General features: G+C 44.7%; 7 protein-coding genes. 1 reads left to right on the top strand and 6 read right to left on the bottom strand.

Annotation, left to right across the window (positions count from 1 at the left end):
* Positions 1 to 198 precede the first annotated feature (198 nt).
* A complete protein-coding gene (locus HQN88_RS17680; RefSeq protein ID WP_337995164.1) occupies positions 199 to 1,080 on the bottom strand; it encodes an SMP-30/gluconolactonase/LRE family protein in 882 nt (293 codons plus the stop codon).
* A 165-nt stretch (positions 1,081 to 1,245) separates the two neighbouring features.
* Between HQN88_RS17680 and HQN88_RS17685 the strand changes: the two genes are divergently transcribed.
* Positions 1,246 to 2,322, top strand: coding sequence for a YncE family protein (locus tag HQN88_RS17685; protein WP_173114757.1), 1,077 nt, complete (start codon positions 1,246 to 1,248; stop codon positions 2,320 to 2,322).
* A gap of 16 nt (positions 2,323 to 2,338) precedes the next feature.
* Here the strand turns inward: HQN88_RS17685 and HQN88_RS17690 are convergent, their stop codons facing one another.
* From HQN88_RS17690 to HQN88_RS17710, 5 genes are all read right to left on the bottom strand, one after another.
* Positions 2,339 to 3,811 (bottom strand): glycoside hydrolase family 88 protein, encoded by a 1,473-nt coding sequence (locus tag HQN88_RS17690; protein WP_173114759.1) that lies wholly within the window; start codon positions 3,809 to 3,811, stop codon positions 2,339 to 2,341.
* A gap of 34 nt (positions 3,812 to 3,845) precedes the next feature.
* A complete protein-coding gene (locus HQN88_RS17695) occupies positions 3,846 to 4,208 on the bottom strand; it encodes a Rieske (2Fe-2S) protein (protein WP_173114762.1) in 363 nt (120 codons plus the stop codon).
* Positions 4,205 to 5,320, bottom strand: coding sequence for an amidohydrolase family protein (locus HQN88_RS17700; protein WP_173114765.1), 1,116 nt, complete (start codon positions 5,318 to 5,320; stop codon positions 4,205 to 4,207). The genes HQN88_RS17695 and HQN88_RS17700 overlap by 4 nt, the downstream gene beginning before the upstream one ends.
* A 116-nt stretch (positions 5,321 to 5,436) precedes the next feature.
* Complete coding sequence (locus tag HQN88_RS17705; RefSeq protein WP_173114768.1) at positions 5,437 to 7,212, bottom strand: right-handed parallel beta-helix repeat-containing protein; 1,776 nt, start codon at positions 7,210 to 7,212, stop codon at positions 5,437 to 5,439.
* Between the two features lie 73 nt (positions 7,213 to 7,285).
* Positions 7,286 to 12,058: a sugar-binding protein gene (locus HQN88_RS17710; protein ID WP_246320301.1), complete on the bottom strand. Its 4,773-nt coding sequence runs from the start codon at positions 12,056 to 12,058 to the stop codon at positions 7,286 to 7,288.
* Positions 12,059 to 12,688 lie beyond the last annotated feature (630 nt).

Below are 12,688 nucleotides of genomic sequence, written 5' to 3' on the forward strand. Positions count from 1 at the left end.
CAACCGTAAAAGAATCCATGGTTCTTTGGGCTATGTCTCGCCGGATCGATTTGAAGAACTTTACTACAAAAGCGTTAGTTAACTTCTCTTATTAGGTGTCTACTTTCTTGACAGAGGTCCATCTATTGCCTTATCCACTAAGCAAATTAAAGAAGCTAAGCGCAACATGCGACTTAGCTTCTTCTAGGTGCTACTGCCTTATCCCCCGTAAAAATTCGCCTTGGGGCCTTTCACATCTAGCTTTATTCGGAACAAACTACCAGCATAAGGCTGATTCACGCTGTCCTCTTCACTGACACCTACACTTGCCGTGGTGATATACAACTCATCCATGTGCTCCCCGCCAAATGCACAAGAGCTCGTTCTCTCCACTGGGACAGCAATCGAACCTATTTTCTCGCCCGTCACCGGGTTATAACGCCCTACTTGCCAGCCTCCCCATTGAGCAATCCATAACATACCATCGTTATCCACAGCCATCCCATCTGGAAAACCTTCATTATCAGCTATGGTGACCACTGTACGCGGATTGGAGATTTGCCCTGATTCGCCATCATAGTCGTAAGCTACGACTTTCTTTGTCGGAGAATCGATGTAATACATGATAGTGTTATCGAGGCTCCAGCCTAGTCCATTGGATACTGTGATGCAGCCATCTTCGATGGTATGAACGGTTCCGTCGATATCAAGACAATACAGTGATCCTGTTGTGACCGACTCACTTTGTGCCATCGTGCCTGCCCAGAACCGGCCAGCTCGATCACTTTTGCCATCATTAAACCGATTGTTAGGCAAATGATTCTCTGGATCCACAACGCGTGTTAACGCCTCGGTTTCCAAATTCAGCAGATGAAAGCCCCGCTCCATAGCAAGAACCATACCACCTTGCTGTCTTGGCACGGCGGCTCCGACTTTTTGATCCAATGTAATTGTCCGGTTGCGTCCATCTGCGGGATTGTATAGATGTAGGGCTTGTCCATTAATATCAACCCAAATTAATTGCCCTGTCGTGTGATCCCAGACGGGACCTTCGCCAAGTTTCGCTTTTATATCTCCGATGCGTTCAATTTCTTGTGCCATTCCCATGCCTCCTTAGTGGTTCATTTCTAATCGTGGTCATGCATTTTTGACGCTGAATTCCATCAAAAGTTGTGCGCCGCTGCGCTAACTTCCGTCTAGTAGTTCCCAATAGCGTGGTCATGAATATGATATAAGTACCACATGTCTTGGGGAAGGGGAGCCTTTATGATTATCCGTAAAGCTGTGCGCGTTTCAAAGCCGAAGATCTCATCAACCAAGCCACGCCTAATTGCAACTATTCCCGTCAACAGACCAGCTGTAAACTTCGCGATCAATCCCTTTACGAATCGGTTATATGTGATTCAAGGTGACAATCACCTCAGTGTTATTAATACTACATCCAACAAAGTCATACGCACAATTACGATTGGAAAAATGCCGTCCTATATGGCTATCAATACGCGTACGAATCGTATTTATGTATCCAACTTTTATGATGGTACCGTTTCCGTTATCAATGGCCTTACGAACCGTGTAATATCTAACATTAAGGTTGGAGAACGCAGCGATCATATCGCGGTCAACACGCATACAAATTTGGTATATGTTTCTACAATCTCCTTAAATTCGCGCAACGCCAATCTTGTGGTTCTGAACGGGGCTACGAATAAGGTACACAGCAAAATTTCATTCAAAGGACGACCTTCGCAAATAGTAGTCAATGCGTTGACGAATCGTATCTACGTAACGAACACGACGACGGATACATTAGCTGTCATCCGAGGAGATACCAATAACATCATAGCTACACGGAAAGTCGGAAGAAACCCTGTCATTACACCGGTTATTGATAGGAAAACTAATCAACTATATGTCGCAAATAATCTAAGTAGATACAGTTCGGTCGTGAACTTGCGTACCCTCCATGTTCGAAAGGTTCATCTCGGAAGACGACAAAGAGAAATTACGCTAAATCCCTTAACGTGTCGGGTCTATATTTCTAGTGCGCAAATATCCGTGAAGGGGCGGCTTTTTGTTGTAAGTAGTAGAACGAACAAGGTCATCGGTTCGTTAACCGTACCCGCATTTACGGATGTACTAATCAATCCGCGAACCAATCACTTATTCATTTCAGAATCAACAGAAACAGGTGCAGTTCCACTAATCGTCTATCATGGCAGCAGCCTAAAGCCTCTCACGAAGCTCAAACTTAGCGCTGACTCTGGATCTTTGCTGCTTAATCCGCGCACGAATCGCATCTATGTTGGCGGCGAAAAGACGATATCTGTCATTCAAGATTAATAAAAACAACACCTCGTCAGGATATGTCCTGAACGAGGTGTTCCCCAATGATAAACAAAGCAGCATCCAATTGAGCGGCCAGCCCCGTTCCCATTTGTGACAAAACCCGATAGCCACTTCGTTGGAGCTCTTCGTCAGCTTTATTATTCTGTGAGACTCCATGAAGAAATCCATCTTCCGTGAGATAAGGTGTGAGTGCACGTCGGACTCTTTTGCAGGCAGTTAATGAAGCATCTCCAAGAATACCTAACTGCACACCAATTGCTAAAGCGGCTGCAATGGCAGCTGAACCCGATGTTTCCACGCCGGTTTGCGGATCATCCACATAGACATACCATAATCCTTGCTCCGATTGGTAACCAACAATGACTTCTGCAATACGAATAAGTTCCTCTTTAAGTTCATTGATTCGAATTCGTATTGCCGGAGACTCCCTATAAAGTGCGTCATATTCGTGTATCACACGAAGCGTCCGCGCCAGTCCCAGCATATACCACCCATAAGCGCGAGACCAATTCGGGAAGCTGTGACTTCCATCCTCGTGATGTCTCAGATATAGATCGGTCCCATAATTGAGTCGTTGCTTGCGAGACTCCAATTGCTGAATAGCCAGGAGAGCCAAATCTTCTCGCTTATACAACTTGGCCAGCACCGCCATTGGATACGCAATGGTGTAGCTGCCCTCCGCTGAGAGCATGGAACCATCCATGATCGTTCCATCTTGTGAGGTTTCGGATAACCAATACTGTATGGCTGATTCAATCGCAGGATGATTCGGCTCCAGTTGAGCTAACGCGGCAAAGGGTAACGTTCCCTCAATGCCATAAATGCGTCCATCAACGGGTACACTACGCGGATTCTCATAATGAAGAGAACCATTTGCATCGAAGAACAGATCTAAATGCTCCTTGGCCGTCCCCTGATACTTCCCACCTCCATACACACGCTCCAGATCCAGTAAACCGTCTAACACACAACCTTCTAGCCAGCCAAAAGGCTGCAAGGAAGACAGAGATGCCAGCGATGCTGACATCCTCTGCCATGGATCTTCCGGTTCTACCTTTGTGAGGAGGAGATGCGGGAATAGCAATGGCGCTTCCGCTGGACCCTCAGTAAATATCCATAATGGCGAGCTGCCTTGTATTAATTGTAGCTCGATACCCTCGCTTGCCAGCAACTCGACATGCTCAGCACAAAGCAGCAGCTGATAAGGCTGAAACACTGAGGCGTACCTGATGTCCCACTCACCGATACATAGGCCAGTCATCGCTGAACGAGCCTCGACACGTACTTCCTCACGAACATCAAGGGCCACAGTCAATCTCAGCCAAGCAGGCTGTCCCGTAACCACATTGCTCCATAAAAGTCGTACACGTTCAGCAGCTGTTTCACCTATCGCAACTGCCGTCCAGCCTATGGGAATACGCTTTCCCTCTGGCACCTTACTGCCTCCTGCTTTAACCTGGGTAACCCCAATGTAAGAAACCAAGTTCGAACCTCCTGTCGAGTACCTTTGCACTCAGTTAGATGAGCACGTAGATCTCATTCCCCTCAACCTCAACCTCATAACCTCGTAACTGCACGCCGCCTTCGACCAAATGCTTGCCATCCGTCAAACCAAACTCCCAACCATGCCACGGGCAGCGTAATATTTCCTGATCACGGCCATACTCATATTCATAAACTAAGGAGGGCAGCCGAGTCCCGCACACGACCCCCTCACAGACAGGAGCAGCCCCATGAGGACACATATTTCGCCATGCGTAATAACTCCCATTTACAAGGAATACACCGATTTCGATCCCTTTTACTTCGACAATCTTGCGCCCTTTTTCGGCAAGTTCTTGGACGCTGGCTGCGGCATATCTGGCTTTCACTTTGCTCATTGCTCAGAATCCCCCTCACGAACAGAAACAGATGCAGCTATCGGAGCTGGAAAGGTCTCATGACCATATAACTCCAAGGCATTATCAACCAGAATACGTTGTCTTAACTCTTTGCGAATCGGTTGCAGCGCCATTTTGGGATTATCAAAGTCCCAGTGCGGATAATCCGATGAGAACATAACCATATTATCCGCGCCTAGCATATCCAATATCTGATTAATATGCTCTGGCTTAGTTGGCTCTTCGATGGGTTGCGTCGTTAGTCGAATATGCTCTTTAATGTATTCGGACGGTAATCTTTTGAGCCAAGGGACTAAATCTCGAAGTCCTTTGAAATTCTTATCCATTCGCCACATGAGATGCGGAAGCCATGCTAATCCACCTTCAATTGCAACAAATTTAAGCTTAGGAAACTTTTCAAATACCCCTTCGCACACTAAGCTATTAACATGAGACATGTAATTAATTGGTAATATATTGTGCCATTCCAAATAGGATGTGGGATAACCCGATGGTGTTGGAGCTCCTGCAATTCCTCTCCCTTCCGTACCTGGATGAACTGCGACAGGCAGTCCATTACGTTCAGCCGCTTCATAAATGGGATGATAGAAACGCTGCCCGAACAACATCCGAGAGCCGCTGCACATAATAACCTGAATCATGTCTGGGTGCTTGGCCATACGATCAATTTCTTTCGCAGCGGCAATTGGATCCGCATGATTAATAAGGATGGAACCTTTATACACTGGACTTGCTTTCAACCATGTTTCCACCAGCCAGTCATTGTAAGCACTAGCGACGACATTGCCATAGTCTGGATTCGGATTCAAGGAAATCCCCAATATCCCAGAGCCGGTCAATATCCCATAATCAATGCCATATCTATTAAAATGATGCTTCAACATATGTTGTGGATCACTGCCTGGAATGCCACCACCGTCAGGTACGGCATCTTTGCGCATCACACCTATTGGAGAATGCCATCCACCACCATAGCCTGGGCCGGCAGAAAGCCAATAATCGTGCCAAACCTTGGGCAAATAGGGTAGCAGTTCTCTCGAATGAGCTATCGCATTATGGACATCTGTGTCAATGATATTCGGTTTATTCATCTTCAACATCTCCTCAGGTGTGAGCTTGTAATCGCTTATGTATACAACTATAAGCCTCAGACCCACTGACGTACATGAAGATATGTTGCAGAAAACTGGATTTTTGTTATGTTATTTTATTCAACGGAAACATCATCAACTGCTACCCAACCACTAGCTGTTTGCGGAGCCGATATCCATACCTTGATCGCTTGACCAGAGACAGCATTGAATGTAAAGGTTGCCTTCTTGTATCCTCCCGTTGCAACTGCCGATTGTCCCTGATTCACACCAGCAACATCGACTCCCAGCTTCACATTGCTTGCAATATTGGTATTGATATAAGCAGTTACGGTATAGGTTTGTGATACAGGTGCTATCACTGTCTGAGAGAGCTTTGTAGCCGCAGTCGTTGCGAATGAAGTCTTATAGCTACCCGAGTAAGCGCCCATACTTTGTACCTTAATCCCCGCGCTATTAAGCTCCTTGTTCCAACCGCCTCCAAGACTTCCCCACTCAAAGCTAGGATTACCAATCACATTCTGACTTTCATATGCGCCTCGATCCGGGGATGCACCGCGAGGTCTGGGATCTAGATTAATATCCGTTGTGGGCGATAAACTGGTCGTACCCGTGTCTACCGCTTTGGAGCCCATCTTCACTCGGAAATCACCCGTTGCTGCATTCATGAATAGTGGATCCCCCCACATATCATTGACTCCGTTTACGACAGGATTCCCATTATGATAGATATTATAGTTCACATTTACATTCGTGTTCAGATAGTCTTGATTCAACTTCATCCCCGTTCGAGCAACCATAATATTGTTTAATATGTTAATATCATTACCATAAATCGCATATATTTCGCCATAATCCAACTGCGAAGAATTATTATATGCTGTGTTGTTGATCAAATCGACATGTGAACTATGGTAAGCGTGGATGCCTGATCCGCCATTGTTGTAGCTCACATTGTTCGTTACTAGTGTTTTGCCGTTGTAAGCGGGATATTTCCCATTCAATTGTGAGTTCTGATTATCATCAATGATGATCCCGTTTCCATCGGAATAAAATTGTCTATCCCCCCATTTCACCAAGGTTTTATTGTTATAGGTTCGATTATTGCGGATGATATTCTTATAACTGCTCGTGTTCGTATCCGTGTCTACCGAATGAAAAAGCGAAATGCCACTTGTCGCATAGAGCGTATACCATGAGTTATTGTACACGATATTATTTTCTACGGTTATATAGTCCGCTTCCATCGTACCGATTCCTGCACCTGGCACGTCATGAACTTGATTGTTTCTAATGGTGATGTGATGCGGGTTCGCCGCCGTTTCATTTGCTGGCTTGATCAGAATGCCATTGGTGTTCGTTTTGCGCAAGTAAGACCAATTAATCGTACCCGTAGACTTATTCTGAACATAATGATCATATCTTGCCTCCCCGTCACTGCGTGAAAGATTGCTGTTATCGCCCGCGATTTCGAAGCCCTCGATTCTAATGTAGGAAGCGTTTACAACAATGTGATTCCAAGCATCCGTCACCTTGAGTTTGGGGCTATGCCCCGGATATGCTAGGTAGCTGATCATCCCATTTACAGCTGAAGATCCCGAACGCGTCACTTGAAAAACAGACTGATCCGTGGTCTCGTTGTACGTACCATTCATCACATAGACTGTATCACCTGGATTGGTTAGATTCGCCGCATATTGAATTGTTTGAAAAAGTTGACTTGTTGAGCTGCCATAATCACTTCGATCCTGACCGGTTAATTGACTCACGTAATATGTTGTTGCAGCGGCGTGGGCCGACTTCACGAAAGCAATTGCGCAGCAAACGATGAATAAAAGCAAGAACAAACCCATACGATTAACTAACTTTTTGGGATTGGATTGAACGACCATAATCATTAACCTCCTTAGAATTATTTAGCCTCTCGGAGCTGCCGAGAGGCTATTTCATTGACTAGACTTTTATCTATCCCTTCATTTCTGCTAATTTCGTATATAATCGATAGATCAAGACTGCCGTCTCCGCTCTCGTTGTAGCGTTAGTCGGGTTTAAAAGCTTGCCACTTCCTTGCACGATACCCGCTTTGACAAGATCAGCCACACTAGTAGCTGCATAGAGGGCTACATGATCAGCATCTTCGAAGCTACCCAAATCGTCTTTCACATCTCCATGAATGGTGATGCCTGCGATTTTAAAAGCTCTTGCTGTAAGTACCATCATGTCTTGTCTAGTGATCAATTCGGTTGGTTTGAAGGCATGATTTGTTTTTCCTTCAGTAATCCCCAAGGCTTTGGCGATCCCCACCTCATTCACAAAATAATCCGTTGCTTTCACATCATCAAAATTACTAACTACGTCTGCTTCTAAACTCAAGGCGCGAACCAATAGGGAGACAAAGTCTGCACGTGTGATAAACTCACTTGGTGCAAAGCTTACATCACTTTTACCTTCAATAATCCCTTTAGATACGAGTACCTCAATATTATCCTTGGCCCAATTATAGCTGGCTAAGTCTTCAAAGCTCTTGATTTCGTATCCAATGGCAAATTGGCTGAAATGTGTAGTCATGAATGTGATCTTCCCCGTAGCTACATCGTATTTCCCGGAAGGCAGTTTAATGACTTTGCCCTGTCCATCGATGTACCAGATGGCAATGTGATCTGCATTGTTTCGTTCCTCAGGTGTTGGTTGATAGTCCATCGTAACAGTGATTGGGCTCTGATTATTTTTCCATGCGATTGGCGTGCCATTCATCAATACCGATAACTCTAACACCGGCTTATTTCCAATCTTCTCCTTGAGCTTCTTAGGCAAACTCGAGATATCTGCAACTGCGACGCTGATGCCAACTTGAGAAGCATCTTTCATATCCTGCGCTTTAAAAGCATTATCCGGTATTGTAAGTGTGGCTAATCCCGTTTGAATAGCTAGATAGTTATCCGCCTTACCTTGCTTAAAGGATTCAGCCGGTAATATTTGCACATAAGCTTGTGCACCAGAAATAGGATTCACATGAATCGTGCTTAACTTTCTCCCTTTGTCATCAACCTGTGCTCGGGCCAAAAGCTGTTGAAATTGCACCAAACTAAGTTCCGATTTTGCTGCCGTACCAGTAAGTATTGGTGTAAGCCTCACGGTTGCGCCATCAAAAACTGGCGTTGCGTTTCCACCAGCAGTTGAATTTGAAGTTGAATTTTGGTTTGAATTTGAATTTGGATTTGTCGGAAGATTCTCTGCTTCTACGAAGGTTATATTGCCATACCATTGGGTAGAAACATGAGAATTAAACCTTTGATTGCTCCACATCGTTGCATTATCCCGAATGCCATCATAATTGCTATCATCACTTGCACCTGCATCAAAGCCGATCACAGTTCCAACTGAACCTGTTATCACATTCAATGGGAAAGCTGCTTCGATGAGATAGCCCCCTTCAACTTCGCGAGCGGCTGATGTGAAACTGTTTATCGTTGTATTTTTGCCAGCACTCTTTAGATTCTTATAGTTAATTCGATAATGTCGATCATCCGATTGGAATGCGATGGTATCTCCGTTGTTCTCGTCTACGAAGAATTCCATCGAGTCATGCTCCCACAAATTACCACCTGACGCATTCAGATTAGCATCCTTAACTTCAGCCAACACATACAAATTGTGTTCATCCCATAACAATCGCATCGACGCTAAAGGAGATACTTTCGTTGGATCGCTAACCTTCAGTGCTTGGAAACTTCCGGCTGTTAACCAGCTATCCTCAATTTGACCATCAATTACAGGTGTTCCTTTCGAGGCCTTCGCTTCTTGGATAACATCCGGAGGTGCGGGTACAAATTGAATCGAATCGTCGATTAGTGGAGTTGCACTCTTATACGATGTTTCGAATGCCCCGATATCCACCCGTCCATTCGCACCAATGCCTGCATAGGGACGTACATTTCCATCATTATCAAACGCAGGTGCATAGGAGCGCGCACCGTTATCGATAGCAGGTGAATCGGCTTGCAAATGAAAATCATAAGTAGCTCCCGTAACGGATACAAATTTCGGATCAATCACTCGGTCATTCTGACCCAGGAACCTGACATTCCCACCATAAATATTATTGGCAAACAGATTGTTCCATCCACTGTTCAGATTGGCGTATTCTCCTTCTTCCTCTCTCGCAATGGATATATTATTAACGAAGACTGAGTTATCACTTGACTGCGCATCCATATTCGGATACTTCAAATAAGGACTTCTGCTATTCTTGTAGATCGTGTTATTGATGACATGCACATTATTGCTTCGATAGGCATGAATGCCTCCGCCGCCGTTATCATAGACAAGGTTATTAATGACTAATTTTTTACCGTTATACCCCTCATCCACATCAAAAATAATGCCATTCCCATCCGAATACCCTTTCGTTGTTTCCCATTTGACATTCGTTTGATTATCGTAAACCTCATTATTTCGAACAATAATTTTATAATCCGTTGTATTATTATCGACATCGAAATCATGCATGAAGCTGATTCCACTGGTTGCATAGAAGCTGTACCAGCTATTGGAATGAATCTTATTATACTCAAAGGTGATATAATCCCCGCCTCCGCCAAGACCCGCTCCCGACATATGATGAATATCCGAATTCCTTACTGTAATATGATGTCCACTAACGCTTACACCATTGGTATTCGTTAAGGCATAACGAGACCAATCCGATCCGCCAGCAACCTTACTCTCATAATTTGCTTCACCTTCTGCTAGCGTTAGGGTCAAATTCGTACCCTCAACCTCAATCCCATCAAGCACTATATAATTGGCACTTATTTGAACCATGTCCCAGACCCCTTTCACATTCGGAGGAAGGAGCAGCTTCGGTTTATTGTTTGGATCATAGGCTTTGTAGGTAATCGGATGCAAAGTACCTGTTTTCACATCAACAGCACCGGATCGATTAATGAGAACAAAATCGTTCGCATCGTTGATTGGCGAGTACGTCCCAGGCATGATATTCACCGTATCCCCTGGATTCGTTGCACTTGCTGCTTTATTAATCGTTTTAAAAGCAGATCCTGTCGTTAATCCATCATTCGTATCAAGACCTGTTGGACTAACATAATAATTCTCCGGCGTACCAATGTATGGCTGCTCAACGAATAGCGCTCCAGGATTAGCATTGATTCGCGGTGGCGTCCCCGCCGTATTCGAACCTGAAAGCTTGATATCATCAACAAGTATCTTCGTTTCTTGCCTTGCCCCATCCTTCACTTCCATGTAAAAGCCTTTCAGTCCACCTGAATAAGCATCCGTCTGCAAGGGCTCACTCGTCACAAGTGAGTTCCCATTCAGAAACATGTCGTAGCTATTGGTATCCAAATGAAACACCAACTTCACAGTATATCGCGTGTTCGTGCTCCAATTCGACCTCATAGCCAAGGCTCCTCCTGCTGAAGAATTCGAACGGGCATAGAGCTTACCGTCCATTCCAAAAGCAAAGATTGAGCTTTCCAATCCCCCTGCACTCACGAGTTTGAAAATATAGTTCGCTTGCTCATCGGGCAACATGAAGGTTGATTCCAACGTAAAGCTCTTCATCGGCACTGGCGGCAACCAACTCGAATGAAATGGGAAGCCAATTATGCCTAGTTTTGTTGCAGCCGTTGTGATTTCAGCCCAGCGTGTTTGAGCGTTCTCCACGATTTTCGCCGTATTAACGGAAGTCGGTTTCAGTAACGTCCCGCTGATTAACGGGGAATTTAATACACCGTTTGTTGGCGTAGCAGCTATCACAGCATCCACATCCGAAAGTTCAAAGCTCGTATGTCTGAAAGACTGATCGCCGACTTCAATGACGGACTCACTTTGAATTTCAAAACGGTCAATGACAGGGGTTGAATTTGCGCCAATTCGTTCAATTTTCAATGTATTTGCCCCAGCATTGAGATCAATGCCTGTAAGCTCTTCATATTTCCAATTACTCCATGCCCCGGTAGACGCACCTACGGCATCTTTGACTCGTACACCATTAATAGTAACCGCATACGGTCTAGCTGTGTTTCCTAACGAATAGCGAACTTTGATCGTATACTTGCCTGTTGAAGGTACGACAGCGTTATTGTAAAGCATATAACCATTTTTCGGAGCTGCAATACTTAGGTAGCCAGTGCCCGAAAACCCAGGAGCAGTTCCCACATTAGCTGCGATCGTCACATCAGAGTGTGCCGCCCCGCCGCCATTCTCCGCTTCAATCAGCGTGGCATAAGGAATAACTTCCATCGCATCTATCTCAGGTCCATCCCCACTTTCGGCAGCGAGCTTGATCACATTCGCTCCTTGATTTAGCATGCCAACAGCAGTGAACAGTTTCCATGTTGGTGTCGCCTGACTCCCTGTTGATTCCCCACGAAATGTCGCGTATTTATGTCCATTAACCCATAAACTGACTGGCTTATCGTTCACCGTATTGTTACTGTACTTGATCTGTATTACATAGTTTCCAGCTATGGCTGCTTGCACTTGGCTCCAAGTCAGACTTGCCGCATGAGACTGATCTCCTACATCTACATAACCCGTCCCTGAATATACTGCACCAACAACGGTTGCTTGCATATTCGTATCCACACCGATGGCTGACTCCGCCTCATATTCAATTCCACCTGCTGCATAAGCAGGCGAAACAGGCAATATAGGTGCAAGTATTGCTGTAAATACCATAACAACTATTAATAAGTAGATGTTTAGCTTTTTCAAAAAATTACCCTCCCTTACCATTCCTTCGTTTTATGAAGCGCTTACAATCCTACATGATTAAATCAACTTCACTTCTTTCAAACCTCCTTCCGATGTGGCTTTACTATAGCTTTAATGGCGATTTTCCAGCAATCAGAGTTTTTTGACAGCTCATTTTCTGCTGAAATTCGCACTAGAAAAATAATCCAATTGCAGGAAATTGAGTACAGAACGTGAAACGCTAGGAAAACTTTTATCGCAGGAGGCGGGTACAGAAGCAGGTGTATGGAAGTTTGGTGGAGTTTGTTGATCGAGTTTGTTAGTGGAGCTTGGTGGCGGAGTTTGTTGATCGAGTTTGTTAGTGAAGCTTGGTGGCGGAGCTTGTGCACCAGGCACTTGCATTAACTGGAAAATATACAGCTATTTTTGCCCAATTCCCCTCGATAATTTAATTTAACTGGAAAACATGTAGGTAAAACTGCCTCTTTTGGTCAATTCGGGTATTATGGTTCAAATTAACTGTAGGTTATCCAGCTATTCTGCATTTGATGGAAAAATTCAAAGATTTAGCTGTAGAAAATCCATCTATTTGTCGGGAGCACAGGAGTATTGCACAACTTCCATCCGCCCAACACAGCATCTGCTTCAACA

Source organism: Paenibacillus qinlingensis, from assembly GCF_013204845.1.
Classification (GTDB): Bacteria; Bacillota; Bacilli; order Paenibacillales; family NBRC-103111; genus Paenibacillus_E; species Paenibacillus_E qinlingensis.

What these genes read in the sequence shown, in the direction of transcription:
- HQN88_RS17685 (WP_173114757.1), top strand. Translation starts at nt 1,246, where the DNA reads ATGATTATCCGTAAAGCTGTGCGCGTTTCAAAGCCGAAGATCTCATCA.
- HQN88_RS17705 (WP_173114768.1), bottom strand. Translation starts at nt 7,212, where the DNA reads ATGGTCGTTCAATCCAATCCCAAAAAGTTAGTTAATCGTATGGGTTTG.
- HQN88_RS17695 (WP_173114762.1), bottom strand. Translation starts at nt 4,208, where the DNA reads ATGAGCAAAGTGAAAGCCAGATATGCCGCAGCCAGCGTCCAAGAACTT.
- HQN88_RS17700 (WP_173114765.1), bottom strand. Translation starts at nt 5,320, where the DNA reads ATGAATAAACCGAATATCATTGACACAGATGTCCATAATGCGATAGCT.
- HQN88_RS17680 (WP_337995164.1), bottom strand. Translation starts at nt 1,080, where the DNA reads ATGGCACAAGAAATTGAACGCATCGGAGATATAAAAGCGAAACTTGGC.